Origin of the sequence: Pectobacterium aroidearum (assembly GCF_041228105.1) — a bacterium.
GTDB lineage: Bacteria > Pseudomonadota > Gammaproteobacteria > Enterobacterales > Enterobacteriaceae > Pectobacterium > Pectobacterium aroidearum.
In genome coordinates, this window is the sequence record NZ_CP166097.1 from 4581607 (window position 1) to 4606882 (window position 25276).

Below are 25276 nucleotides of genomic sequence, written 5' to 3' on the forward strand. Positions count from 1 at the left end.
AAATCCTTATTTATTTTGAAGCTCAGTGGGGTTTTGAGTACTCAGTTGGGTCTGGATACGCTGACGGAGTGATTTCTTATCAATCTTGCCGACCGGCGTAACGGGCAAGGTGTCGATCATCTCGAAGCGATCCGGCAGTTTGAATTCAGCAATACCCTGATTGCGAAGATATTTTCTTAACGTAATGGCTTTCAGAGCGGGATCGCTGACCACCAGAAAAGCGCAGCTCTTTTCGCCCATAACCGGGTCAGGCATCGACACCAGCGCGGCATGAAGAATGCCGTCATGCTTGAGCAACAGGTTTTCGATCTCTTCTGCGGCAATCTTTTCACCGCCACGGTTAATCTGATCTTTCTCCCGCCCGACCACGCGCAAATAGCCATCCTCGGTCATCTGCACCACATCACCCGAGTGGTAAAAACCTTCGCTGTCGAAGGCGCGGGCGTTGTGTTCCGGGCTGCGGTAATAGCCGCGGAAGGTATACGGGCCGCGCGTCGCCAGCAGCCCTGCCTCGCCTCTCGGTACCGGATTGCCGTCGATGTCCAACACCTTCACTTCATCGTCTGGGCTCATCGGGCAGCCCTGCGTAGTGAAGATATGTTCATCACTGTCGTCCAGTCGGGTGTAGTTCACCAGCCCTTCGGCCATCCCGAGCACCTGCTGTAGCTGGCAACCCAACACCGCCGGAATACGACGGGCGACGGTATCACTCAGCTTCGCACCGCCCACCTGCAAGATCTTCAGGCTACGTAGCGCCCCACCAAACTGTTCGGCTGCCTGGATCCACAGCGCGGCTGCGGGCGGCACCAGCGAGGTAATATCGATCTGATGACGTTCGATCAGCGGGAAGCAGGTCATCGCCCCCGGATCGGGCGCCAGCACGACGCGTCCACCAGCGTAAAAAATGCCGAGCGAACCGGGCGAGCTTAGCGGGAAGTTATGCGGGGCGGGCAACGCACACAGGTAGCGGGTTTGCGGCGTCAGCTCGCAGATTTCCACGCTGCGGCGCACGCTGTAGTAGTAATCGTCATGAGTACGGGGAATCAGCTTTGGCGTACCGGTACTGCCGCCAGAAAGCTGGAAGAAGGCAACCTGCCCCGATGCGGAAGGCTGATACTGGCTGGTTGAAGCGCGCGGTTGCAGCCAGTCTGACAGGCTGTGTCCCAGCGAGCTGTCACCAAGCATTACTACCGTTTGCAGACGGGGAACCTGCGTCTGTAGCCGATCCAGAAACGCGCCGTCGCCAAACAGCGGGTGTTCGGCCGAGGCGATCAATAATCGCGGTTCGATCTGTGTGGCGTATGACAGCAGTTCCAGCTTGTTGTGGCTAAACAACGCGTTAACCGGCGCGACGCCCATTTTCAGCAACGCAAAAAAGGTCAGGTAAAACTCGTCCACGTTCGGCAACTGCACCAGCGCGGTGTCGCCACAGCGCAGGCCGCTTTCCGTCAGGCGCGATGCCAGCGCGGAAGATTGCCGATCCAGCTCGCGATAGCTCCACTGACGTTCGCCGCACACCACCGCAACCGCATCCGGTTGTGTCGTCAGATGGCGTTCCCAGGCATCCGTTAACGGCAGACCGACCCAGTATCCCTTGTCGCGGTAACGCTGCGCCAGTTCCTCTGGCCAGGGCGTAAATTCAATGCTCATAGTCCGTCCACACCTGAGTTAAGGCCAAACGCATTCAGCATCGTGTTTAATTTGGCGGCGGTTTCAGCCCATTCATCCTCGGGGACGGATGCCTCAACAATGCCCGCACCGGCAAACAGGCGGACGTTATTGTTTTTGATGGTCCCGCAGCGAATCGCTATCGCCCATTCGCCATCGCCGTTGGCGTCACACCAGCCGACAATGCCGCTGAATACGCCACGATCGTGCGGTTCCAGTTCAGCGATCAGTTGGCGCGCTTCCTGCGTGGGGAAACCGCACAGCGCGGGGGTAGGATGTAGCTGACAGGCAACCTGAAGCGCCGTCATCTCTGGGTGAGCCAGTTCGCCGCTGATGGCGGTAGACAAGTGCCACATGGAGGCAGTGCTCATAAGCGAAGGAGCTGATGGAATCGTTAACGACGAGCACAGCGGCATCAGGCGTTGGCGGATATCGTCCACCACCAGCTTATGCTCGTGCTTGTCTTTGCTGGAATTCAGCAAGCGCTGGCTGTTCAGGTAATCCAGATGTTCATCGTTCATCCGCCGCGCCGATCCCGCCAGTGGATTGGAGACAATGACGTTGCCCTGCTTACGCAGCAGCAGTTCCGGGCTGGCACCCAGTAAGATGGAACCATCCGGCAGCGGCAGCGAAAAATGATAGCCACCCGCATTCTGCACCATCAGGTTGTTAAGGATCGTTTGCGCCTTAACGGGCCCCGCCAGCTCAATATCCAAAATGCGCGACAGTACCGCTTTGCTCAGTTCACCGCGGCGGAAGCGCTCAACGGCCTCTGCCACGATGGACTTGAACTGACATTCATCAGGGATGCTGTTTAACGTTAACGCAGCAGGTGCCGCCGCCGTGTGCTTACGAGCCCGGCTGACGAGTTCAGATTTCGTCGTAACGGTATAGCTATCAGGGATATAGAGACAAGAGGGTTGCGTGGTATCAAAAGGAATCGCCCCAACCACAATAGGCAGCGACTGCCCCGCCTGACGCGCTCGCTGGAACGCCTGCGCGATTGCAGAGCTAAGCCTGTCATCGTGCGAATCTGGAGCACAAACAGGGGACGAAATACGTTCAAATAAGCCGGAAGTAGAAAGGCTACGGTGTTCCGATGCATATAAAAAAGCGGTCTGTTCCGAATAAGTTAGCCCGCTAAATGTTTCAGCTTCTGTAATCAGTGTATCCACAAGGCAGCTCCTGCGCTCGCAAATTAAATACCAATGATTATTAAAATCATTATCATTTATATCAAGCGCAGTTAAATTACACTGAAGTAACGTGTTCGGTCAATCCTTCCACAAAATGCTTATTCACGCCCACTAATTAGGGGTTATATTGATGTTAATCAATTTTTTTGTGCATCTTTCATAACGGTTAATGGTTAGCAACGGGAATGTATTGATTATAAAACCCACATCACAGATGATAATGAAAATACTTATCATTCATTGTCATGAAAATTAAGCTGCGCTAGACTGCGCGAATATTTTACTAACTGTGTCTAAATGTGAGCCCGTCATGGATGAAAGCATGTACAGCCAGCACACCCGACCTGTTGTGCATTTGGCGCTGCTCATCAACATGCTTTCTCTCGGCAGCCTGATGATGGTGATGCCGTTAGGCCCCGATTTCATCAGCGCGCTTTCCATGGATGCCAAGAACATCGGCTACATTAGCGGTGGCGCAACGTTTGCCTCGGCTATCGTCGGCTTCCTCGCCGCTCCCTATCTGGACAGATTTAACCGCAAACATGCTCTGCTCGTTCTGCTGACGCTGCGCTTCGGCCTGACGGCGGCCTGCATGTTTGCCACCAGCCAAACCCATCTTTTAGTGCTGTTTATTCTGGCGGGCTGCGTGGCCGGGCCGGCCTCTGGCGTGTTGATGGCGGCGGTTGTCGATATTGTGCCGGCCAACGAGCGCGGAAAGCAGTTGGCCTACGTCGGTATGAGTTTTTCGCTCGCGGCCATCATCATCATGCCGCTGTCGCTGGAGTTAGCTCACCGTATTAACTGGCAAGCGCCGTTTTATATTTTCGGCCTCGGCGGCCTGCTGCTGGCGCTGTTAGTGCTGTGGCTCTTTCCTTCCATGCCGCCGACGCACCGGGCCCAGCAAAACGCTTCTCCCAGCACATCCCCCACTTCCGTATTACACGACCTGCTGGCCTCCCCTCTTTTCCTGTTGGGGCTGACAGTGGTTTCGCTACAGATGTTCGGCCATTTCCTGCTGATTCCCCATTTTTCCAACTACTTTCAGTTCAATCTGGCTTTCCCACGGGATGATATTTCCCTGCTTTATCTTTGCGGCGGGCTGGGAAGCATGGTGACCATGCAGCTGTGCGGCAACCTACTGGATCGAGGCTATGCCAGCCGGACGATCGTGGTGACAACGCTGCTGCTAGCCGTTGTCATTCTCTGCGGTTTCGTTTTGCCCTTTTCGCTTTCCCTGTATCTGGTGTTCACCCTGTTCATGGCGCTCAGCGCAGCGCGCTCCAGCAGCACACTGGCGATTACCGCAGGTATTCCGCTGCCGCATCAGCGCGCTGCGTTTATGTCCTATCAGGGAACCGCAGCCAACGTGGCATCAGGGCTCGCCAGCGTGGCCTCTGCCGCTTATCTGAGCACCTCGGTTGAGGGAAGAATTGACGGGTTCTCACAGCTTGCCGTCGCCAGCACCATCTTTGCGCTGGCCGCCATGCTGCTGACCCTGCGCCTGATTCCACTGCTGGCTGAACGCAGCCGGAAGATGGCAGCACGCCAACCTGTGCAAGCGACGGGGCAATAAACCGCTCGATTTACTCAATGGGGGCGGCAATACACGTAACACAGCACGCAATTTATTTACGGGGATGTTTTTTCCACTCTTTGATGAGGCCTTTGACATGCAGCTAAAATCGGAAAATCGTTTTTCACATCATCATTTCCCACACAGCAAGGTATATCGTGCCCTGCTGGTGACCGGATTACTGGCACTGCCTGCACTTGCGCAGGCAGAAAACGCGGCAGATGAAAAAATCGTCGTGACGGCAACGCAGACGAAACACACTACGCTAAGCGCCCCCGCCAGCGTCTCTGTCATCACCCGCGCCGAACTGGAAAAGATGTCGGTGAATAACGTTTCCGATGCGGTGAAAAAGCTGCCGGGGATTAACATCAACCCGTCGACTACCTATGGCCGTAACGAAATTAAAATCCGTGGTATGCGGGCGGACTACACGCTACTGCTGGTAAATGGTCGCCGTATCAACACCCAAGAATCACTTGCGACCGATATGGGGAATGATTTCGATCTTAGCTCCATTCCTATGTCGGCGATTGAACGTATCGAAGTGATTCGTGGCCCGATGTCTTCTCTGTACGGTGCCGATGCGCTGGGCGGTGTAGTCAACGTGATTCTTCGCCAACCGGGGGAGAACGTTGCTGGAGAAGTTGGCTATAACTTTCAGGCTCCAACCGAAGGTTCCGGCGGCGACCATAACCGTCTGAATGGTTACGTCAGCGGGCCATTGATAGAGAATACGCTGCTGGGCAGTTTGATTGTGGACGGTGGCAAGCGCGATGCGTGGCGTACCGAGCAATCCAAGAATCGCAACTCAGATGCGCTGGAAAAACGTGATAACTACAGCGTGCTGGGTAACCTGACATGGTTGATCGATTCTCAACAGAGTCTGGATTTTGATGCGACTTATACCAAAGATGACCGTTTCGTCGATTGGAATAACTCTGGCGCAACAGCTCACAATACACAAAAACTGGATCGCCTCGGTCTGGGACTCACACATAACGGTAGCTGGGATAATTTCGATACGCGGTTACGCTACTACTACGAAAATATCGATTTAATGGATAATTCTGAGCTTAATAAAGGCATTGCCGATATTACTCAAAATAATCAGACAGTTGATGGACAAATCTCCGGTTATTTGGGCGATCATCTGCTAACCGGTGGCGGCGAATACCGCATCACATCACTGGAACACAGCATGAACCTGAAAGGCGGAAAAGTAGACGTCAATCAAAGTGCTCTTTTCCTACAGGATGAATTCAAGATTGCGGATTTAGCCCTCACGTTTGGTGGCCGCGTCGACCACCATGAGGTCTATGGCACCGAGTTCAGCCCACGCGCTTACGCTACCTATAGTCTGACCGACAACTGGGTGATCAAAGGCGGCGTGAATAAGGCTTTTAAAGCGCCAACCCTCGCTCAATTTACCAAAGGCTATACGAAAGCAGCATGCCGTGGTCAATGCTACATCGTCGGTAACCCTGACCTGAAGGCTGAAACCTCTATCAGCTATGAACTGGGTACCGCCTATGAGGCCGAGCATTTCGGCACTGGTATCACCCTGTTTAACAATGATATTAAAGATATGATTCAAACCAATTCGCTAACACGAACCTATGAAAACGTGAGTAAAGCGCGTGTGCAGGGGATTGAAACCTCATTTTGGGTCGACCTGACAGATGATCTGAACTGGACCACCAACTGGACCGTGGTTGATGCAGAAGACCGTGCGACCAGAATGCGCCTGAAGCAAACACCGAAAAATACGGTTAACACGCAGTTGAACTGGCAGGCGCTGGATAATCTATCTACCTACGTGTCCTACCAGTACACCAGCAACCAATATTTGCGTGATAAAGAAACGTATAGAACACGCGGTTTTAATACCGTGGATATTGGCGCGACCTATACACCGGTTAAAAACGTGGATCTGAAACTGGGTGTCACTAACCTGACCAACGAAAAACGGGATTATGTTGCGACCGATATCGACTACTTCGTGTCTGGACGTACGGTGTACGGCGGCGTGAGCTATAAGTTCTGATGCCAATACGTTCTGATGAATAGATCCAAGCCCGCTCACGCGGGCTTTTTTAGCAGCAGATAAAGGTAGTGACGTCGTACTCTCTTAGCAGATACGCCCCTTTAAAACGGCGTCCAGCGTAAAACGTCGGCGTCAGATCGGTCAGCAGTTCCAGCTCAAACTCGCGTTTGGTGATATCCAGCGCCACCAGTCTGGCATCCAGAAAATCAAAGTAGTGCCGAACCTGCGGATAAAGCGCCTTAAACAGACTCTCTTTCGCTGAGAAACTTACCGTCAGCAAGCAGCAGAACGACTCCTCACGCTCCTGAAACCACTGGAATTCCTCGTCGCCAATGATGCCAGGCCACAGCGATTGCGCACGCTCATCGGATATGAATCCTTCAATATCAACACCCACACACGATAGCGCCTCGATACGCAAATGCGCAGCACAGAGCACGCTGTCTTTGTTATGGCTGAGCGAACCAGCGACATTTTCCGGCCACTGTGGCGAACGATCTTCCGCACTGCACAGCACGAAATCAGGATGATCCAATTTATTCAACACGTGTCTGGCAAGATAGCGCCCAGCCAGAAATTCGGCACGCCGTTTCGGCACTGCACGCGCTAACGCATCAGGGAAAGGGATGTTCAACGCAGCAAACAGCGCGTCGTCATAAGCAGATACATGAAAATGGCAGCGAGCAGTAATACCTGGGTAGGTGGCACCGTCCGTTGCCCGTGGAAAAGTAATCCATTCAACATCATCAATAAAAGCAGAAAGCATGTCACTCCACTCAGGCAAGCATGTCGCACCCGCATTCGCTACACGCTGCGTAGATCACGCTTAAGCCCTAAATAATGTAGGGTTTTAAACGAACAATGGGCGACTTTCGCCGCCCATCACCTCGCAACTGCAAGAATGCCTGGTTACATTTACAAGGTCCGGTACTGCATAGTCAACAAGGACTACAGAGACAAAAAGAACCCTGCGATGCAGGCGCTCATCAGGTTAGAAAGCGTACCTGCCGCGACCGCCTTCAAACCCAAACGGGCAATATCCTGACGCCGACTCGGTGCCATACTGCCCAAACCTCCAATAAGGATAGCAATAGACGAAAGGTTAGCAAAGCCGCACAGCGCGAACGAAATCACAGCTTTGGTATGATCCGACAGAACCTGCAAGCCCGCAGCAGCAACCACATCATCCGCTTTCAGGTACTCGCTGAAATTCATGTAAGCGACGAACTCGTTAACGATCAGCTTTTGCCCAATAAACGACCCCGCTACCGTTGCTTCATGCCACGGTACGCCGATTAAGAAGGCAACAGGTGAGAATATCCACCCCAGCATCAATTCCATTGACAGTTGCGGGTAATCAAACCAGCCACCGATACCACCCAGAATGCCATTAAGAAGAGCAATCAAAGCGACAAAAGCCAGCAACATCGCGCCCACATTCAGCGCCAGTTGCATACCGGACGCCGCACCGCTTGCCGCTGCATCAATGACGTTAGCCGGGCGATCGTCTTCATCAACAAACCCAACCATCTCGTCATGATCGTGCGTTTTTTCCGTTTCCGGCACCATCAGTTTGGCAAATAGCAATCCACCCGGCGCAGCCATGAAGGAAGCCGCAATCAGATAGTCCAGCGGCACGCCCATCTGGGCATAGCCTGCCATCACAGACCCCGCAATGGAGGCTAATCCGCCGCACATCACCGCAAACAGCTCTGAACGCGTCATGTTGGCGATATACGGACGAACCACCAAGGGTGCTTCTGTTTGGCCGACAAAAATATTAGCCGTGGCAGAGAGCGACTCAGTACGGGACGTTCCCAACAGTTTCTGCAACCCACCGCCTAATAAACGGATGACCCACTGCATCACCCCCATGTAGTACAGTACCGCTACAAGGGAAGAGAAAAAGACGATGATCGGTAATACACGGAATGCGAAAACAAACCCGCCACCGCCGAAGATTTCGAACATTTTGTCGGAAACCAGACCGCCAAAAATGAATGAAACCCCTTGGTTTCCGTAGGCGATAACGTTTGCTACACCGCCCGTCAATCCCTCCAGAATTTTGCGTCCTACTGGCACATACAGCACCAACGCACCGATACCAATCTGAATAACGAAAGCACCAACTACGGTGCGCAATCTGATCGCTTTACGATTACTGGACAAAATAACCGCGAAAAAAATCAGAACAAGCATGCCGATGAGACTCATAACGAGTTGCATGTGCAGTTCCCTATAACGCGTGAAAAAAGTGAAAGCATAATAAAAATCATTTCGCCAGAGCAGTAAGCACGTGCTGGCGAGCCGATTATAAAGAGTGGCCCGAAAAGGTCGCTAATTTATGTCACAAATACATACAACATCGAACAGTCCAAAACACCAAAAAGTGATCTGTATCACAATTTAATGGTTGGTATATGAAATCAAGATGACTGTTCTGTCTGTTGTTGCACAGAAATAAGAGAAAAACGGAAGCAAACAGAAGCTTCCGCGTTAGAGGAATAGTGTCGGCATAACGGTAGCGGTGTTATGTCGGAGTGAGCCGTCCAAATAGCCTGAACGAATTTTGCCAGAGCGCCTCGGCAATCTCCTCAGGCGATTCTGAACGTAGCTCACACAGCGTGTGAAACGCACACGAAATGCGCTCGGGTCGGTTTGGCTGCCCTTGATAACCACTCATCGGCATATCGGGTGCATCCGTTTCCAGCAGCAGGCGATCTAACGGCAGCTGCGCAATCGCCTGACGCGTTTTATTCGCCCTGTCATAGGTAATGGTTCCCCCGACGCCGATGTAATAACCCAGTCGGATAAAGGCCTGCGCCTGCGCCAGACTGCCCGCAAACCCGTGAACCACACCGGTACGCGGCACGTCGATACGACGGAGCAATTGCGCCAGCCTGTCGTGGCTGCGCCGCGAGTGCAGGATCGTCGGGAGATCGTATTTTTTCGCCAGCCGAAGCTGAGCTTCAAGGAAGGTAAGCTGTCGCTCGAACTGTGGTTCCGGCATGTAGAGATCCAACCCAATCTCACCGACCGCGACCAGTCTGGCAGGCTGTTGCCGCAGTTCGTCTTCCAGACGAATCAGGTCATCTTCCTGATGCTCGGCGATATAAAGCGGATGGAGGCCTAGCGCAGCATAAAGCGATGGGTAAGTACGAGCGAGCATCAACACGCGTTCGAAATGCTGGGAAGCCACGGCGGGAATAATGATGCGCTCAACCCCTGCGTCTTGCGCCAGACGTAAGCTTTCCAGTGCATCATCGTAAAAGAGGGGAAAATCGAAATGACAGTGGGTGTCGATAAAACGGTATCGTTCAGAAGGCACGTCGCTTCTCTCCGTCAAGATTAAGTCCACCAAGATGAAGCAACCTAATCGACGGCCAAGTAATATCCTGCCAAAGCATCATGGCAGAATAGGACTTGTCGTTGCGGTAACGCCTCAGTGTAGCGTGGTTTTCTCTGAGGATACCTCTTCGTGCGCCTTTCCGTAACCCTCTTGCAATACGCCGGACAAGTAATCGTTACTCCCTTCCAGCCAGGCGCAATCGCTGTCAAACCAATCGGCCCACAGCGCCAGAAAATTCCCTTTCCACTGTTTCCATTTGCCAACAACGATATCGCTATTCATCATAAACCTCCTGATAAACTGTCGAAATGCAGCAAATACGCGAACAGTGTGCCGGTAAAATGTGACAGCCGCGTGGCGCGGCTGTGTGCTCTGTATGACATTTATTCTATAAAGAATGCGTGTGCTATGGCCGTTTTCGACCAGTGAACAAGCTAAGCAGAAACAGAATAATACCGACCACAAAGACGATTTTCGCCGCGCCAGCTGCCGTACCGGCCAGCCCGCCGAAACCCAGAGCTGCCGCGATAAGTGCGATAACTAAAAATATAATGCCCCAACGAAACATACGCTCTCCTTACCAGACAAAATTAAAAATCATGGTGGTCATCCTGACGCACTTCTTGCGTCCTGACTGCGTATCCACAGATGGTGTTTTATTATGCGGATTAGGTAGGGTTATCCGCTATGACGGATAACCCCGTTTGAAATGACGATTATTTAACGGTCAGGTCGTTTTTAACGCTTTTCACGCCGTCAACGGCCTTCGCAATACTTTCTGCACGATCGGACTGCGCTTTGTTGTCGACTTCACCGCTCAACAGCACAACACCTTCCTGCGTTTCGACTTTCACTTTGCGAGACGGAACAATGTCATCCGCCAGCAGTTTCGCCTTAATCGTGCTGGTCACCACCGCATCATCGGCATAAGCGCCAACCGACTGTGATTGATTATCTTTAACCTGCAGTTTGTCGCTGACGGATTGGACGCCCTCAACCTGAGTGGCAATTTCCACCGCCCGGGTGCTCAGTGCCTGACTACCGACAAAGCCGCTGAGTGTGACGACACCCTTTGACGTTTCAACGGAAATGTCGCTGCTGGTAATGGATTTATCTTCCAGCAACGCACTCTTCACTTTTGCTGTGATAGCGCTGTCACTCATGTAGCCAGAGGCTTTATTGGCGGAGCTATCGATTTTTGCACCAGTTGTATCCGCGATACGTTCTACTTTCTGCCCTAATGTTTCTTCCGCCATGGCACCGCCAGCCAGAATCGAACTCAGAGCAACTACGATCAGCGATTTTGTCAATGTGGTCTTTTTCATCGATGTCTTCCTTCTTATGCTTTTCTCTAAACCCGAAACAATCTATTCGAGTCACATTAACGCCTGCACCGTCATCAGCAAATCAAGGTGATAATGACGTGACCAATGCTCCGATAATTCCCTCTTCTTGCATAAAAAAATCAGAGCATTGAATTGCAAAAGCGAAACAAATCAAAACAATGAACCAACTTGCATTGTGTTAACAGTTGAACAAGCTAACTCAGTTAACACGTTGTTAACTATAGCCCACAGAATGGAAAATCACAGGGGAACAAAGGAATATGTACAGCAATTCAGATTTGTCTGTTGCACCGAGGCAGGAGATCGCGCAGGGAAAAATAAAAATATAAGATATTGATTTTTAGATGTTTTAAAAATAAAAACACCCGGCATTATTGGCCTAAAACCAAACATAACCGGGTGATGATTATTTTAACAATGTGGTCACGATGTAAACACCACAGCCACGTTTATTTTCGTGAAACCGTGGCGTATCGAACAACATTAATGCTCACGCGTTTGGTGGAACGTCACTTCTGGATAGCGTTCCCGCGTCAGGTTCAGGTTCACCATCGTTGGTGCCACATAAGCCAGGTTATCCCCGCCATCCAGCGCCAGATGCAGCTCGTTCTTACGCTTAAACTCTTCGAATTTCTTCACATCGCTGCACTCAACCCAACGCGCGGTAGAAACGTTTACCGACTCGTAAATCGCCTCAACGTTATATTCGGTTTTCAAACGGGCAACCACCACATCAAACTGTAGTACGCCGACCGCCCCCACGATAAGATCGTTGTTGGTCAATGGACGGAATACCTGTACCGCGCCTTCCTCAGACAGCTGTACCAACCCCTTCAGCAGCTGTTTCTGCTTGAGCGGATCGCGCAGGCGGATGCGACGGAACAATTCCGGCGCAAAGTTAGGGATACCGGTGAATTTCATGTCTTCACCTTGCGTAAACGTATCGCCAATCTGGATAGTGCCGTGGTTGTGTAACCCGATGATATCGCCCGGGTAGGCTTCTTCAATATGGGAACGGTCACCCGCCATGAAGGTCAACGCATCTGAAATCACCACGTCTTTGCCCGAACGAACCTGACGCAGCTTCATGCTCTTTTCATATCTCCCGGATACCACGCGCATAAACGCCACGCGGTCACGGTGTTTCGGGTCCATGTTGGCCTGAATCTTGAATACAAAGCCGGTGAATTTCTCTTCCGCTGCCGTCACTTCGCGGGTATCTGTTTTACGCGGCATCGGCGCAGGCGCCCAGGCAACTAACCCGTCCAGCATATGGTCAACGCCAAAGTTACCCAGCGCCGTACCAAAGAAGACCGGTGTCAGTTCGCCTGCCAGAAACGCGTCCAGCTCAAATTCGTGCGATGCCCCTTTCACCAGCTCCAGCTCTTCACGCAGCTGTGCAGCCAGCTCTTCGCCAACAGCGGTATCCAGATCCGGGTTGTCCAGCCCTTTAACGATGCGTACTTCCTGAATCGTATGGCCTTTACCGGTCTGATACAGATAGGTTTCATCTTTATAAAGGTGGTACACGCCTTTGAACAATTTACCGCAGCCAATCGGCCAGGTAATCGGCGCACAGGCAATCTTCAGCTCGCTCTCGACTTCATCCAGCACTTCCATCGGATCGCGGATGTCACGGTCAAGTTTGTTCATAAACGTCAGAATCGGCGTGTCACGCAGACGCGTGACTTCCATCAGCTTACGCGTACGATCTTCGACCCCTTTTGCAGCGTCGATCACCATCAGGCAGCAGTCCACCGCCGTCAACGTACGGTAGGTATCTTCGGAGAAGTCTTCGTGCCCCGGGGTATCCAGCAGGTTAACCAGACATTCACGATAGGGGAACTGCATCACGGACGTGGTGATGGAGATACCACGCTGCTTTTCCATCTCCATCCAGTCGGATTTTGCATGCTGGTTTGAACCACGCCCTTTTACCGTACCGGCAGTCTGAATCGCCTGTCCGAACAGCAGGACCTTTTCGGTAATCGTGGTTTTACCGGCATCGGGGTGAGAAATGATAGCGAACGTTCTTCTTTTAGAGACTTCGCGGGCGTATTCACTTGGAGACATGATTTTCAGGTTTCTTTTGTTAGCCACCCGGCGTCAGCATCAAGTCAACAACACTCCGATGTCAGATCGTCAGGCAAAGCGGAAATAAACTAAACTATAGCCGGGCATTTTCCCTGATTTAACGTGCAGACACAATCGGTGATGACATAAACAGCAGGCGGAGCACGATGGCCTGCACTCCCTTCCATTTATCCAGTTCCGAATAGTAACAATAACATATTGAAACATTTGTAAAGAATCGGATTACCGCTGCCGATAATATTTGGGTCAATATTTAACCACTTGATCGCACTTAAGGAGAGAGTATGAGCTTGTCTGTAAATAATACGGGTTATAGCAATTCTCAGGCCCAAAGCACCGCGACATCTTCGACTACAGCACAGTCAACGACAACAACAAGCAGTGATAGCATACAAATCACCGATCCGATTACCGGAAAGACGGTCACCTTCCCCAACAATATAAAAATTTCTGCGGAAGCGCTGGCGCGTTGGAAAGAGACAGTAGCCAAGGCTCCACCATCAGACCCCAAAAAAGACGAACCATCGAAAATACCGAGAGACATCTATGCAGACCGTGACTTACTAAGGCAGACAGATACCAGTAAGCCGTATGTCAGCAATGAGTTTATGACGGTCTATATTGATGAAATTGGCACGAACGAAATGGCTATAGAAAATTGGTCTGGTCATCTCAAAGCCGACAGTGGCATCAGTAAAGAAGCGTTTCTCGGGCTCGTTAAAAAGGCGTTATCTTCGCCACCCGAAGTCAGTCTGTGGAGCTACACCACCGATAGTATGGAGATCGCGATAACCGCCAATAAGTTAGAAACATTGAAAAATCGCTACGTTGACAGCGATTACCAGAAGAGAGCAGATCTGGATATTCAGGACTTTATAGAATATAAATCTAATGCCCTGAGTAATCTGGAAAAAAATATTCTGCAAGATGAATATCAGCGCAGCGTCGACGCGGGAGATACCGATAAGGCGAATGCTACGTTTCTGGAACTACAAAAAAACGCGGAAGGCACGTCAACAACCCAACTTCAGCGCCAGCAAATCTTCTCGCGTGCAGCCTCAACCGATGTTTCTGCCTGGTTCGGTAGCTTTCGCGACTATATTGCTGCCTCTGACTTCGATCGCTATACCAAGAGCGAATACAATTCCATCGTCAGTGAATTCTATAATCACTGGTTAGGCTTTCAACTCGCGTTGAAATAGCCACGCCGCCCTCCGTACAAACACGGCGTTTGTTCGGGGTGGCCGTCAGGCACATCAGAGGTTTTTTTCTTCTTCGTCCTTTTTCACTGTCGCGCTATCGCTCGTCCGCGTGTCGCTCCCCGCCTCATCCTCTTCTTCTTTCACGGGTGTACTCGCAGTGAGAAGATAAGGCGATTGTTGCCAACGGGTACGACGATTCTGCAACAGCGTTCGGGTCAGAATGATGCCGATAGCCAACGACAGCAAAATCATCAGGCGCAGAATATTGGTGGTGTTGTCTACCTGTCTGGCTTCGGTCGCCAGCACATGGGTATCTAAGGTGATACGCAGGAAGCCGATAGGACCTTCTTTCCCTTCAATCGGCTGCACCAGTTGATGGTTAAAGTAGCTACCGACCCGATTGCCATCCAGCGCCAGCCGATCTCGCAGTTGCACCTGCTCACCGACATGCGCCACCAGCGAACCGTCCTGCTGGTACACGCCGGCATCCAGAATACGGCTGTGATCGGTAAGCTGTTTGAGGATGGTATTAATCTTTTGACTATTATCATCCACGCTGCCCATCAGCGGAGAAAGGCTGTAAGCCACCTGTCTGGACAGCGTGCGCGCCAGATCTTCAACCTGTTCAGATCGTGCCATCTGGTGACTCAAACTGAAATAGGACGCCCCTTGCATTAATACCACTAACAGAGCGAGGCAAATCAGCACAATTGCCGTGCGGTGTAGACGAAATTTCACCCGGGCGCGAACCATGATAATCCTTACACGATTTGGATACTTTCATGTTGCCAGAAGCGCCGACGATAGGATAGCTTGTTGCCCAGTTTTTGGAGGGATATGTTTGGTCGACGCCACATCCCTCTTTATCGCACGACTTTATCGCACTACTGCCAGCAGAGGATGTTCTCCATGTCGAATAGTCTGACCTATCGTGATCTCCCTGATGAGATCAACTGTTGGCCGGGACTGCCATTATCACTGAGCGGTGACGAAGTGATGCCGCTTGACTACCGCGCTGGCGATACCGGCTGGCTTATTTATAGCGACGTCCTCGATAAGAACCTGATTTCTCGCTACCAGCGTAAACTGGGCAGCGCGATGGTTATCGTGAGCGCCTGGAACGTGGGCGATTATCAGGTCGTGCGTTTAGCAGGCACGCTGACGCCACGCGCCACCAAGCTGGCTCATGAACTGGGCATTGATGTCGCGCCCATGCGTAACGCGCCAACGCTGCGTTCACCGGGATTACTGGTAATGGACATGGATTCCACCGCGATTCAGATCGAATGCATCGATGAGATCGCCAAGCTGGCGGGCACGGGCGAACTGGTTGCAGAAGTCACTGAACGTGCGATGCGCGGTGAGTTGGATTTTGCGGCTAGCCTGCGTCAGCGCGTAGGAACATTAAAAGGTGCCGACGCTACTATTTTAAAAACGGTACGTAAAACGCTGCCGCTGATGCCGGGCCTGCGTAATATGGTTAGCCAGCTTCAGGAAGCAGGCTGGCACGTAGCCATTGCATCAGGCGGGTTTACCTACTTTGCCGATTATTTGCGTGATGAGCTAGGTCTGGTCGCCGCCGTTGCCAACGAATTAGGCATGCAAGACGGCAAACTGACCGGCGAAGTTATAGGTCAGATTGTCGATGCGAAATATAAAGCGACCACGCTGCAACAGCTGGCGGAAAAACTGGAAATTCCGATGCATCAGACCGTTGCCATCGGCGACGGCGCGAACGATCTGCCGATGATCAAGGCTGCCAGCTTAGGCATTGCCTATCACGCCAAACCGAAGGTCAATGAACAATCTGCGGTGACCATTCGCCATGCCGACCTGACAGGCGTGCTGTGCATTCTCAGTGGTAGTATGAGACACGAAAAGCGTTAATCAGTTGGAGGTGATACGTGGCAAAAGCCGTCAAACGGGCGTTTGTATGTAATGAATGCGGGGCTGATTACCCGCGCTGGCAAGGGCAGTGCAGCGCCTGCCATGCCTGGAACACCATTACCGAAGTGCGTCTGGCATCGGCGTCAGTATCACGTTCCGACCGCCTCACCGGCTATGCGGGTGAGAGTGCTGGCATCAGCCGGGTACAAAAACTTTCGGAAATCAGCCTTGAAGCCCTGCCCCGTTTTTCTACCGGTTTTCAGGAGTTTGACCGCGTTCTGGGCGGCGGCGTCGTTCCCGGCAGCGCGATTCTGATCGGCGGTAACCCCGGCGCGGGTAAAAGTACCCTGCTGCTGCAAACGCTCTGCAAGCTGTCAGAGAATATGAAAACCCTGTACGTCACCGGGGAAGAATCCTTGCAGCAGGTGGCGATGCGGGCACACCGCCTCAATTTACCGACACAGAATCTCAATATGCTGTCGGAAACCAGCATCGAACAAATTTGCCTGATTGCCGAGCAGGAACAGCCGAAGCTGATGGTGATCGACTCCATTCAGGTCATGCATCTCGCCGATATTCAATCGTCCCCCGGCAGCGTAGCGCAGGTGCGCGAAACCGCAGCCTACCTGACGCGCTTCGCCAAAACGCGCGGCGTCGCCATCGTCATGGTCGGCCACGTCACCAAAGACGGCTCGCTCGCCGGACCGAAAGTATTAGAACACTGCATCGACTGCTCCGTGTTGCTGGATGGCGATGCCGACTCCCGATTCCGCACCCTGCGCAGCCATAAAAACCGTTTCGGTGCCGTTAACGAGCTGGGCGTGTTCGCGATGACGGAGCAAGGACTACGCGAGGTCAGCAATCCGTCGGCGATTTTCCTTAGCCGCGGGGACGAAGTGACGTCCGGCAGTTCCGTTATGGTGGTGTGGGAAGGCACGCGCCCGCTGCTGGTCGAGATTCAGGCGCTGGTGGATCAATCGATGATGTCGAACCCACGCCGTGTGGCGGTCGGGCTGGAGCAAAACCGGTTAGCCATACTGCTAGCGGTGCTGCATCGCCACGGCGGCTTGCAGATGTCAGATCAGGATGTGTTCGTGAATGTCGTCGGCGGCGTCAAAGTCACCGAAACCAGCGCTGATCTGGCGCTGCTGTTGTCACTGGTCTCCAGCTTCCGCGACCGCCCGCTACCACAGGATCTCGTCATCTTCGGTGAGGTCGGTCTGGCGGGCGAAATCCGCCCGGTTCCCAGCGGACAAGAGCGGATTACCGAAGCCGCCAAGCACGGCTTCAAACGCGCCATCGTTCCTCATGCCAATATGCCGAAGAAAACGCCTGCCAGTATGCAGGTATTCGGCGTGAAAAAGCTGGCCGACGCGCTGGCGATCTTAGACGATCTCTAAACGGGCTTAAGTGGATAGCCTTATGCCGACAAACAGGCCGTTTTTATTTTATTGCTGTCGCTGAAACAGTGTTAGCTGCAAGCCTGCCGGGGCATCTAACCGGCTATTTATAGATCGGAAAGGCGTCGGTTTCGGCGCTCCCAGCAGTGCAGCACCCGAAGCGGTCAGCGTATCCGTGGTCTGCACCACGTCCTCAACTTCAAACGCCACACGAATCCAGCCGGATACCCGTTCACCCACTTCAACACGGTCGATAAACGCTGCCGTTTCTGGCTCGACCAATTCCAGCGTTGCCCTACCCGCTTCCAGAATAGCGACACGACCGCTGTCCGGCGGTACTGCATCCTGCTGCCGCAACCCCAGCTTATCGCGATAAAATGCCAGGGCGTTATCGAAGTCCTCTGTCGTGACCACCAGTCTGAGTTCTTTCACTTTCTGTTTAGACATAAACCGCTCCTAATTGATGAGTTAATTTTCACATCATTCACTGACGGAAACAGAATATCCCCGTTAGAATGACACACTCAACGTCATCCTTTTCAGTATAAGATGAATAAAAATCAGCATGAGAAAAAGACTGCCTCCCCTTGGGTCACTTCGGGCCTTTGACAAAGTTGCGGAGCTGCGCAGCTTCAAACGCGCCGCCGACGCACTCGGCGTTTCTGCTACAGCCATCAGTCACCAGATTCGTCTGCTCGAAGAACACCTCGGCCAACGCATGCTGGATCGGACGCCTCGCCATGTGGCGCTCACGGATAAAGGCGAATTACTCTATGCAGGGACTCATCAGGCGTTTATGTTGCTTCAGGATACGGTGGAAAAGGTTATGGAGCCCCCCGTAGACAACATATTAACCCTGACCGCCACGACAGCGTTTATTTCTCATTGGCTTATGCCTCGTCTGGCACAATTACGCCACGCTTATCCGAATCTCGATCTACGTTTGCATGCTGACGATCGCATCGTCGACATGCAAACGGCCGCGATTGATATCGCTATCCGCTATGGTAACGTGCCTGATGGAACAGTTGCGTCACCTCATCTTTGGGAGGATAAATTTATCCTTGTAGTGAGCCCAAAATTTGTGGTAACTCATCCAGAAGATTTGCTAATAATCCCACTCATTCACGTTGATGGCAGACGCATTCCATCATTAACGCCTGACTGGAGCCTCTGGAGAGAGCTACACGGACCATCAGCGCTAGACATTACGCACGGGTCACACTTTAACGATGAAACGCACGCCATTGAAGCGGCTATCGCCGGACAAGGTGCAGCGATAGCCAGTAGTCTGATCTTACAGAATGCATTGCGTAGCCGTGTGCTTTACGCGCCGTTTGCTACTGCACTTGACGGAGGTTGCTACTATTTCGTTGAGAATCCGAACAGCAAGAAACACCAGCTTATCGCGCAGTTTCGCAACTGGTTAACGGCAGAGATGGTAGAGAGTTTGGAGGCCGGCAGGCCAAATGGCCGCTCAGCCGATGAGTGAAACCAGCGAGCATCCTGAAAAAAAGCAGATATTGCCTTATCTTGTGGTATTTTGTTTAGTAAGCTAAACAAGAGTGCTGCATCATGTCATCATTTGATTACCTGAAATCCGCCATTCGGCAGAAGGGTTGCACCCTACAGCAGGTTGCCGACGCGACCGATATGACCAAAGGCTATCTCAGTCAATTACTTAATGCCAAAATCAAAAGCCCTAGCGCGCAGAAGCTGGAAGCGCTACATCGCTTTCTTGAACTGGAATTCCCACGCTACGAAAAGAGTATTGGCGTCGTCTTCGGCAAGTTCTATCCGCTACACACCGGCCATATTTATCTGATTCAGCGCGCCTGCAGCCAGGTCGATGAACTGCATGTGATTTTAGGTTACGACGAACCGCGTGACCGACTGCTGTTTGAAAACAGCTCGATGTCGCAGCAGCCCACCGTCAGCGACCGCCTGCGCTGGCTATTGCAGACCTTTAAGTATCAGAAAAATATTCACATTCATGCTTTTAATGAGCAAGGGATGGAGCCTTACCCACACGGCTGGGATGTGTGGAGTAAAGGGATTCAGGCGTTCATGCAGGAAAAAAGCATTACGCCCAATTTCGTCTACACCAGCGAAGAACAGGATGCCCCTCAATACCGTGAGCATCTGGGCATTGAGGCGGTTCTGATCGACCCGCAGCGCTCCTTCATGAACATCAGCGGTTCACAGATTCGCCACGATCCTTTCCGTTACTGGGACTATATCCCGACCGAGGTGAAGCCGTTCTTTGTGCGTACCGTGGCTATTCTTGGCGGCGAATCCAGCGGTAAATCCACGCTGGTGAATAAATTGGCCAATATCTTCAATACCACCAGTGCCTGGGAATATGGCCGCGATTATGTGTTCTCTCATCTGGGCGGCGACGAGATGGCGCTGCAATATTCCGACTACGACAAGATCGCGCTGGGTCAGGCACAGTACATTGATTTTGCAGTCAAATACGCCAATAAAGTGGCCTTCATCGACACCGATTTCGTCACCACGCAGGCATTCTGCAAAAAATATGAAGGTCGTGAACACCCGTTCGTTCAGGCGCTGATCGACGAATACCGTTTCGATCTGGTGATTTTGCTGGAAAATAACACGCCGTGGGTGGCCGACGGGTTACGCAGTTTAGGCAGTACTACCGCCCGCTCGGAGTTCCAGAACCTGCTGAAAACGATGCTGGCTGACAATAATATCCAGTACGTTTACATCAAAGAGTCAGACTACGATTCGCGCTTCCTGCACTGTGTGGAACTGGTACAGCAGATGCTGGGCCACGATCGCTCGCCCGAACAGAGCAAAAGCTAGCGCGTGCTCCACTGCCAGTGGCGAGAGGGGGTGATAATTTCCGGCAGCGGAATATCCCAGCTTTCCACTGGCAGCGCGTCAACCTGCTGACAATCGTGGGCCAGGCCAATCGGGTAAGGCCCGCGAGACATCTGGTTGCGGTACTGCAACGTACGATCGTAAAAACCGCCGCCCATTCCAAGCCGCTGTCCTTGATGATCAAACGCCACCAGCGGTGTCAGCAGGATATCCAGTTGCGGTAACGGCAGCACCTGACGCACGTCCAGACACGGTTCCATAATTTTCAGACGATTGCGTACCAACTCGGTGTCCGGCGCATAGCGCAGGAACAGTAGATGCCCGGCACGAAACGGATGCAGAACCGGCAAATAAACACGCTTTCCCTGTTGCCACAGCTGTTGAATCAACGGGGAGGTATCCAACTCGCCATCAAAGGACAGGAATACCGCGACGCTCTCTGCCCGTATGATTTTCGGGTGTGCCATGACGCGCTCACACGCTTGTTGTGCAAATAACGCCTGCTGCTCTGGCGTTAGTAAACGCCGATGTTGTCGCACAGCCTGACGAATCTGCTGACGTGACGCTGTCGTAGAAGAGAGTGATGTATCGGGAGATATTGATGAATCAGAAGATGACATGGGCTGCATTCGCCACGGGTCAAGAATAATAAAAGAAAGGGAATCTCCGAGATGCCGCCGCAGGCTGTAACCCTTGAACCCTTGGTTCAAGGTGAACATAACGTCGCAGTCTTAAGGCTTCTCGGACGAACCGAGCGTGCTCACCAACCGCAGAGCATTACATTCTGTTGGTATGAAATATCGGCTCAGGGGACTGGCCCGCTGACAAACATCTCAGAGAAATTTTATTCGTTACTCGCGATAAACCTTAGCACGTCTTATCGCGTAAAAACACCGTACTTTTGTCAAAATACGACGTTATTCAAATTGCGCACCCTGGCGTTCTGTGATTCGCCCTTGTTCCAGCAAGGCCTGTTCGATGGTCTGCTGTAACATACGAATGCGCTGTTCCATATTTGACGCATAGTCACGAGTTTTACCCCGCTCCTGCGCCAGTTCATGGCACACATTCAGCGCGGCAATAAACACCAGTTGCTCAGTGTTCGTGACTCTAGTGCGAACCTTAAGATCTTGCAACCGCTGGTTAAGATCCTCTGCAGCCTGATTCAACGCATCCTGTTGTTCTGGCGGACAATTCACTCTTAACGAACGGCCAAAAATTTGAATATCTACTGGTTGTGCAGACATACCACCTTCCTGCCTTTTGTCGTTCTTGCGCCCGCGAGCCGCATAGCATGAGCATTACCCGTTATACCGGGTTCGTTAAAGCGGGCGCCACTATATATAGCCGAGATCTAAGATACAAGCCCTTTCTGGTATCGAAAGGGAGCTTGGTGGTAGCATAGCACGAACCAATCCAGCCAACGATGACGAATCCGCATGTCTATAGAGAATACGTTTCCCGCCTATGAAGGCCTTGACCAACTGCTTCACCAACAGCAAGTCGCGCTGACCGCGGCAGAAATGCACGGTTTGATCAGTGGGATGCTGTGTGGTGGAAACCATGACGACAGTTGGAGAACGCTGGTTTTTGAACTGACGAATGAAGGCATGGCGTTTACCCAAACGCTGTCGCAACCGCTTCAGGACCTGTATCAGGCCACACGTGAAGCTCTGGAAGATGATGGCTTTCTGTTCCAGCTTTTCCTGCCTGACGACTCACAAGATGAAGTGAGCGTCTTCGATCGCGCCGACGCGCTGGCAGGCTGGGTCAACCACTTCCTGCTTGGGCTGGGCGTGGTTCAGCCACAGTTGAACAAGGCCAAAGGCGAACTGAAAGAAGCCATCGAAGATTTACGCAACATCGCCCAGCTTGGCTACGACGAAGATGAAGATCAGGAAGAACTGGAGCAATCGCTGGAAGAAGTGATTGAGTATGTTCGCGTTTCTGCCATTTTGTGCCATAACGAATTTACCAGCCAACGCGTCGCGACTGCACCCGAACAACAAAAACCGACGCTGCATTGATGGCTTATGCCAGACAACCTTAATGCAGAACATGCCTTATTAAGAGCGGAAGGGAAAGGTAACCGCACGGACTACTTTCAGGAGCAGGTGATGAATCCACAAGAATTTCTTCGTCGTCGTCAGGGGCTGTTGGAAAAAATGGCACCGGGCAGCGCGGCGATTATTTTTGCTGCGCCGGAAGCGCAGCGCAATGCCGACAGCGACTATCCTTATCGTCAAAATAGCGATTTTTGGTATTTCACCGGTTTCAATGAACCAGAAGCTGTTCTGCTGCTGGTAAAAAGCGATGCCAAACATCATCACAGCGTAATCTTCAACCGCGTACGCGATCTGACGGCCGAAATCTGGTTTGGTCGCCGTCTCGGTCAGGAAGCTGCGCCAGCCAAACTCGGCGTTGATCGCGCCCTGCCGTTTGACGAAATCAGCACGCAGCTGCATCTATTATTGAACGGTCTGGACGTGGTGTATCACGCGCAGGGGCAATACGATTATGCCGACAAGCTGGTCTTCGCCGCGCTGGATACCTTGCGCAATGGTACCCGTCAGGGGTTTGCTGCCCCCGCCACGCTGACCGACTGGCGTCCGTGGGTACATGAAATGCGCCTGTTTAAATCGCCTGAAGAAATCAGCGTCATGCGCCGCGCCTGTGAAATTACGGCGCTGGCCCACACGCGCGCCATGCAAAAATGCCGTCCCGGCATGTATGAATATCAGCTTGAAGGCGAAATTCACCACGAATTTACCCGCCACGGTGCCCGCTATCCTTCTTACAACACGATAGTCGGCAGCGGCGAGAACGCCTGCATCCTGCATTACACCGAAAACGAGACGCAAATGCGTGACGGCGATTTGGTGCTGATTGATGCGGGCTGTGAATACAAAAGTTATGCTGGCGATATCACCCGTACCTTCCCCGTCAACGGCAAATTTACCGCACCGCAGCGTGCCATTTACGACATCGTGCTGCGTTCGCAGCTGCGCGCACTGGAGCTGTTTGGCCCAGGTCGCAGCATCCGCGAAGTGAACGAAGAAGTGGTGCGCATGATGGTCAGCGGCCTCATCAAACTCGGCGTGATGAAAGGCGAAGTGGAAGAGCTGATTGCCGAACAGGCACATCGCCAGTTCTTCATGCATGGCCTCAGCCACTGGCTGGGTCTGGACGTGCATGACGTGGGGGATTACGGCACAACCGATCGGGGTCGCCCGCTTGAGCCGGGTATGGTACTGACCATTGAGCCCGGTCTCTACATTGCGCCTGATGCCAAAGTGCCGCAGCAGTACCGGGGAATTGGCGTACGTATCGAAGATAACATCGTGATCACCGAAAACGGCAACGAAAACCTGACGGCTGGTGTAGTTAAAGATGCCGATGACATTGAAGCGCTGATGGCGCAATGGCATGACAAGCAACACTAAGCCGCATTTTCAAAGGGCAACGACATTATTGCAAAGGACAACAACATGGCGGTCATGATTGTTGGTGGCGGGATGGCGGGCGCGACGCTGGCGCTGGCGATCTCGCGGCTTTCACAGGGCACAATTCCGGTTGACCTTATCGAGGCGCATTCGCCGCTCGACAAGGAACATCCGGGTTTTGACGCACGCGCCCTCGCACTGTCTGACGGTACACGCCAGCAGCTCGCGGCGCTGGGGATCTGGCAAGCGCTATCGGGCAATGCCACGGCGATAACCGACATTCACGTCAGCGAACGCGGGCACGCCAGCGTGGTGAACCTGAAAGCCTCGGACTATCACGTTAAGGCATTAGGCCATGTGGTTGAATTGCACGATGTCGGACAGCGTCTGTTCTCCCTGCTGCAACAAGCGCCGGGCGTACGCCTGCACTGCCCAGCTAAAGTCGTTGCCGTTACGCGGACGCAGGATAATGCGACGCTCACGTTGGACGACGGTACAGAGCTAACCGGTCAATTGCTGGTCGCCGCAGACGGATCTCGCTCCGTGCTGTCGCAATCCTGTGGGATTCAATGGCAGCAGCATGATTATGATCAGGTCGCAGTGATCGCCAATGTAACAACGGCTGAACCCCATCGTGGCCGCGCGTTTGAACGGTTTACCCCACACGGCCCGCTGGCGCTTCTGCCGATGAGTAACGGCCGCTGCTCACTCGTCTGGTGCCATGATAAACACCGTCAACATGAGGTCGATGGATGGAGCGAGGCCGAGTTTTGCCGTCAGCTACAGCAAGCTTTTGGCTGGCGTCTGGGGCGCTTCACTCACATCGGCGAACGCCACAGCTACCCGCTGCGCTTGCTCACTGCCAGCCAGCATATCAGCCACCGACTCGCGCTGGTGGGTAACGCGGCACAAACACTGCACCCGATTGCCGGACAAGGCTTTAATCTGGGGATTCGCGATGTGATGTCGCTGGCGGAAACCCTCGTCGAGGCAGCAAAAAACCAGCAGGATATCGGCCAGTACAGTGTGCTCAGCCGCTATCAACAACGCCGCGAACCCGATCAACACACCACAGTCGCGATCACCGACGGGCTGGTCAGGCTGTTCGCTAACCGCTATGCCGCGCTGGCCGTCAGCCGCAATCTGGGCCTCATCGCCATGAATAACCTGCCGCTGATGCGCGACGCCTTTGCTCGTCGCACGCTGGGCTGGGTAGAACGTTAATTA

General features: G+C 52.7%; 23 protein-coding genes and 1 other RNA gene. 10 read left to right on the forward strand and 14 right to left on the reverse strand.

Going from position 1 to position 25276, the window contains the following annotated elements; all coding sequences use genetic code 11:
* Window positions 1-6 precede the first annotated feature (6 nt).
* Complete coding sequence (locus tag AB8809_RS20630) at window positions 7-1650, reverse strand: (2,3-dihydroxybenzoyl)adenylate synthase (RefSeq protein ID WP_349856482.1); 1644 nt, start codon at window positions 1648-1650, stop codon at window positions 7-9.
* Window positions 1647-2843 carry an isochorismate synthase MenF gene (locus AB8809_RS20635; protein WP_349856483.1) on the reverse strand — a complete coding sequence of 399 codons (1197 nt, stop codon included), beginning with the start codon at window positions 2841-2843 and terminating at the stop codon, window positions 1647-1649. Before AB8809_RS20635 ends, AB8809_RS20630 begins: the two co-directional genes overlap by 4 nt.
* Before the next feature lie 331 nt (window positions 2844-3174).
* Between AB8809_RS20635 and AB8809_RS20640 the strand changes: the two genes are divergently transcribed.
* Together AB8809_RS20640 and AB8809_RS20645 are read left to right on the forward strand one after the other, a co-directional pair.
* The gene (locus AB8809_RS20640) at window positions 3175-4437 is read left to right on the forward strand and encodes an MFS transporter (RefSeq protein ID WP_349856484.1); all 1263 of its coding nucleotides are present in this window, start codon (window positions 3175-3177) and stop codon (window positions 4435-4437) included.
* 97 nt (window positions 4438-4534) lie between these two features.
* Window positions 4535-6481, forward strand: coding sequence for a TonB-dependent receptor domain-containing protein (locus tag AB8809_RS20645; protein WP_349856485.1), 1947 nt, complete (start codon window positions 4535-4537; stop codon window positions 6479-6481).
* Window positions 6482-6530: 49 nt separating this feature from the next.
* Here AB8809_RS20645 and AB8809_RS20650 read toward each other — a convergent pair whose 3' ends face one another.
* From AB8809_RS20650 to prfC, 7 genes are all read right to left on the reverse strand, one after another.
* A complete protein-coding gene (locus AB8809_RS20650) occupies window positions 6531-7247 on the reverse strand; it encodes a 4'-phosphopantetheinyl transferase (RefSeq protein ID WP_012773169.1) in 717 nt (238 codons plus the stop codon).
* A 182-nt stretch (window positions 7248-7429) separates the two neighbouring features.
* Entirely contained in the window at window positions 7430-8707 is a 1278-nt protein-coding gene (locus tag AB8809_RS20655) for a NupC/NupG family nucleoside CNT transporter (protein WP_012773168.1), read from the reverse strand.
* Window positions 8708-9011: 304 nt separating this feature from the next.
* The gene (locus tag AB8809_RS20660; protein ID WP_349856486.1) at window positions 9012-9809 is read right to left on the reverse strand and encodes a TatD family hydrolase; all 798 of its coding nucleotides are present in this window, start codon (window positions 9807-9809) and stop codon (window positions 9012-9014) included.
* Between the two features lie 114 nt (window positions 9810-9923).
* Window positions 9924-10112 (reverse strand): stress response protein, encoded by a 189-nt coding sequence (locus AB8809_RS20665; RefSeq protein ID WP_010284712.1) that lies wholly within the window; start codon window positions 10110-10112, stop codon window positions 9924-9926.
* A 124-nt stretch (window positions 10113-10236) separates the two neighbouring features.
* Entirely contained in the window at window positions 10237-10398 is a 162-nt protein-coding gene (locus AB8809_RS20670; RefSeq protein ID WP_012773166.1) for a DUF1328 domain-containing protein, read from the reverse strand.
* A gap of 148 nt (window positions 10399-10546) precedes the next feature.
* Window positions 10547-11155, reverse strand: coding sequence for a molecular chaperone OsmY (gene osmY / locus AB8809_RS20675; RefSeq protein WP_012773165.1), 609 nt, complete (start codon window positions 11153-11155; stop codon window positions 10547-10549).
* 504 nt (window positions 11156-11659) lie between these two features.
* Entirely contained in the window at window positions 11660-13249 is a 1590-nt protein-coding gene (gene prfC / locus AB8809_RS20680) for a peptide chain release factor 3 (RefSeq protein WP_349856487.1), read from the reverse strand.
* A 305-nt stretch (window positions 13250-13554) separates the two neighbouring features.
* Here prfC and AB8809_RS20685 point away from each other — a divergent pair, with 305 nt between their 5' ends.
* Entirely contained in the window at window positions 13555-14472 is a 918-nt protein-coding gene (locus tag AB8809_RS20685; RefSeq protein WP_012773163.1) for a hypothetical protein, read from the forward strand.
* A gap of 54 nt (window positions 14473-14526) precedes the next feature.
* On the opposite strand, the gene AB8809_RS20690 is transcribed toward AB8809_RS20685, so the two are convergent.
* Window positions 14527-15225 (reverse strand): YtjB family periplasmic protein, encoded by a 699-nt coding sequence (locus AB8809_RS20690; RefSeq protein WP_012773162.1) that lies wholly within the window; start codon window positions 15223-15225, stop codon window positions 14527-14529.
* 156 nt (window positions 15226-15381) lie between these two features.
* Between AB8809_RS20690 and serB the strand changes: the two genes are divergently transcribed.
* Both serB and radA read left to right on the forward strand, forming a co-directional pair.
* Complete coding sequence (serB, locus tag AB8809_RS20695; RefSeq protein WP_012773161.1) at window positions 15382-16359, forward strand: phosphoserine phosphatase; 978 nt, start codon at window positions 15382-15384, stop codon at window positions 16357-16359.
* Window positions 16360-16376: 17 nt separating this feature from the next.
* Complete coding sequence (gene radA, locus AB8809_RS20700; protein ID WP_349856488.1) at window positions 16377-17759, forward strand: DNA repair protein RadA; 1383 nt, start codon at window positions 16377-16379, stop codon at window positions 17757-17759.
* A 48-nt stretch (window positions 17760-17807) separates the two neighbouring features.
* Here the strand turns inward: radA and AB8809_RS20705 are convergent, their stop codons facing one another.
* Window positions 17808-18206 carry a VOC family protein gene (locus AB8809_RS20705; RefSeq protein ID WP_349856489.1) on the reverse strand — a complete coding sequence of 133 codons (399 nt, stop codon included), beginning with the start codon at window positions 18204-18206 and terminating at the stop codon, window positions 17808-17810.
* Window positions 18207-18324: 118 nt separating this feature from the next.
* Here AB8809_RS20705 and AB8809_RS20710 point away from each other — a divergent pair, with 118 nt between their 5' ends.
* Both AB8809_RS20710 and nadR read left to right on the forward strand, forming a co-directional pair.
* The gene (locus AB8809_RS20710; RefSeq protein ID WP_349856490.1) at window positions 18325-19251 is read left to right on the forward strand and encodes a LysR substrate-binding domain-containing protein; all 927 of its coding nucleotides are present in this window, start codon (window positions 18325-18327) and stop codon (window positions 19249-19251) included.
* Between the two features lie 83 nt (window positions 19252-19334).
* The gene (gene nadR, locus AB8809_RS20715; RefSeq protein ID WP_012773159.1) at window positions 19335-20588 is read left to right on the forward strand and encodes a multifunctional transcriptional regulator/nicotinamide-nucleotide adenylyltransferase/ribosylnicotinamide kinase NadR; all 1254 of its coding nucleotides are present in this window, start codon (window positions 19335-19337) and stop codon (window positions 20586-20588) included.
* On the opposite strand, the gene AB8809_RS20720 is transcribed toward nadR, so the two are convergent.
* The 3 genes from AB8809_RS20720 to zapA form a co-directional block, all read right to left on the reverse strand.
* Window positions 20585-21226, reverse strand: a complete 642-nt coding sequence (locus AB8809_RS20720) for a 5-formyltetrahydrofolate cyclo-ligase (protein ID WP_181845069.1) — start codon at window positions 21224-21226, stop codon at window positions 20585-20587. The genes nadR and AB8809_RS20720 overlap by 4 nt on opposite strands.
* A 39-nt stretch (window positions 21227-21265) precedes the next feature.
* Window positions 21266-21449, reverse strand: a non-coding RNA gene (ssrS, locus tag AB8809_RS20725) — 6S RNA.
* Window positions 21450-21523: 74 nt separating this feature from the next.
* Window positions 21524-21853, reverse strand: a complete 330-nt coding sequence (gene zapA / locus AB8809_RS20730; protein WP_012773157.1) for a cell division protein ZapA — start codon at window positions 21851-21853, stop codon at window positions 21524-21526.
* 192 nt (window positions 21854-22045) lie between these two features.
* On the opposite strand from zapA, the gene AB8809_RS20735 reads away from it, so the two are divergent.
* From AB8809_RS20735 to ubiH, 3 genes are all read left to right on the forward strand, one after another.
* Complete coding sequence (locus AB8809_RS20735) at window positions 22046-22633, forward strand: YecA family protein (protein ID WP_012773156.1); 588 nt, start codon at window positions 22046-22048, stop codon at window positions 22631-22633.
* 90 nt (window positions 22634-22723) lie between these two features.
* A complete protein-coding gene (pepP, locus tag AB8809_RS20740) occupies window positions 22724-24049 on the forward strand; it encodes a Xaa-Pro aminopeptidase (RefSeq protein WP_180778946.1) in 1326 nt (441 codons plus the stop codon).
* Window positions 24050-24094: 45 nt separating this feature from the next.
* A complete protein-coding gene (gene ubiH, locus AB8809_RS20745; RefSeq protein ID WP_256599345.1) occupies window positions 24095-25273 on the forward strand; it encodes a 2-octaprenyl-6-methoxyphenyl hydroxylase in 1179 nt (392 codons plus the stop codon).
* Window positions 25274-25276 lie beyond the last annotated feature (3 nt).

Excerpts from the sequence above, each read along its gene's own strand:
- AB8809_RS20640 (WP_349856484.1), top strand. The coding sequence starts at position 3,175 with ATGGATGAAAGCATGTACAGCCAGCACACCCGACCTGTTGTGCATTTG.
- AB8809_RS20665 (WP_010284712.1), bottom strand. The coding sequence starts at position 10,112 with ATGAATAGCGATATCGTTGTTGGCAAATGGAAACAGTGGAAAGGGAAT.
- AB8809_RS20705 (WP_349856489.1), bottom strand. The coding sequence starts at position 18,206 with ATGTCTAAACAGAAAGTGAAAGAACTCAGACTGGTGGTCACGACAGAG.
- AB8809_RS20720 (WP_181845069.1), bottom strand. The coding sequence starts at position 21,226 with ATGTCATCTTCTGATTCATCAATATCTCCCGATACATCACTCTCTTCT.
- nadR (WP_012773159.1), top strand. The coding sequence starts at position 19,335 with ATGTCATCATTTGATTACCTGAAATCCGCCATTCGGCAGAAGGGTTGC.
- AB8809_RS20690 (WP_012773162.1), bottom strand. The coding sequence starts at position 15,225 with ATGGTTCGCGCCCGGGTGAAATTTCGTCTACACCGCACGGCAATTGTG.
- AB8809_RS20710 (WP_349856490.1), top strand. The coding sequence starts at position 18,325 with ATGAGAAAAAGACTGCCTCCCCTTGGGTCACTTCGGGCCTTTGACAAA.
- AB8809_RS20670 (WP_012773166.1), bottom strand. The coding sequence starts at position 10,398 with ATGTTTCGTTGGGGCATTATATTTTTAGTTATCGCACTTATCGCGGCA.
- AB8809_RS20685 (WP_012773163.1), top strand. The coding sequence starts at position 13,555 with ATGAGCTTGTCTGTAAATAATACGGGTTATAGCAATTCTCAGGCCCAA.
- ubiH (WP_256599345.1), top strand. The coding sequence starts at position 24,095 with ATGGCGGTCATGATTGTTGGTGGCGGGATGGCGGGCGCGACGCTGGCG.
- serB (WP_012773161.1), top strand. The coding sequence starts at position 15,382 with ATGTCGAATAGTCTGACCTATCGTGATCTCCCTGATGAGATCAACTGT.
- prfC (WP_349856487.1), bottom strand. The coding sequence starts at position 13,249 with ATGTCTCCAAGTGAATACGCCCGCGAAGTCTCTAAAAGAAGAACGTTC.
- AB8809_RS20630 (WP_349856482.1), bottom strand. The coding sequence starts at position 1,650 with ATGAGCATTGAATTTACGCCCTGGCCAGAGGAACTGGCGCAGCGTTAC.
- AB8809_RS20645 (WP_349856485.1), top strand. The coding sequence starts at position 4,535 with ATGCAGCTAAAATCGGAAAATCGTTTTTCACATCATCATTTCCCACAC.
- pepP (WP_180778946.1), top strand. The coding sequence starts at position 22,724 with ATGAATCCACAAGAATTTCTTCGTCGTCGTCAGGGGCTGTTGGAAAAA.
- osmY (WP_012773165.1), bottom strand. The coding sequence starts at position 11,155 with ATGAAAAAGACCACATTGACAAAATCGCTGATCGTAGTTGCTCTGAGT.
- AB8809_RS20735 (WP_012773156.1), top strand. The coding sequence starts at position 22,046 with ATGTCTATAGAGAATACGTTTCCCGCCTATGAAGGCCTTGACCAACTG.
- AB8809_RS20655 (WP_012773168.1), bottom strand. The coding sequence starts at position 8,707 with ATGCAACTCGTTATGAGTCTCATCGGCATGCTTGTTCTGATTTTTTTC.
- AB8809_RS20650 (WP_012773169.1), bottom strand. The coding sequence starts at position 7,247 with ATGCTTTCTGCTTTTATTGATGATGTTGAATGGATTACTTTTCCACGG.
- zapA (WP_012773157.1), bottom strand. The coding sequence starts at position 21,853 with ATGTCTGCACAACCAGTAGATATTCAAATTTTTGGCCGTTCGTTAAGA.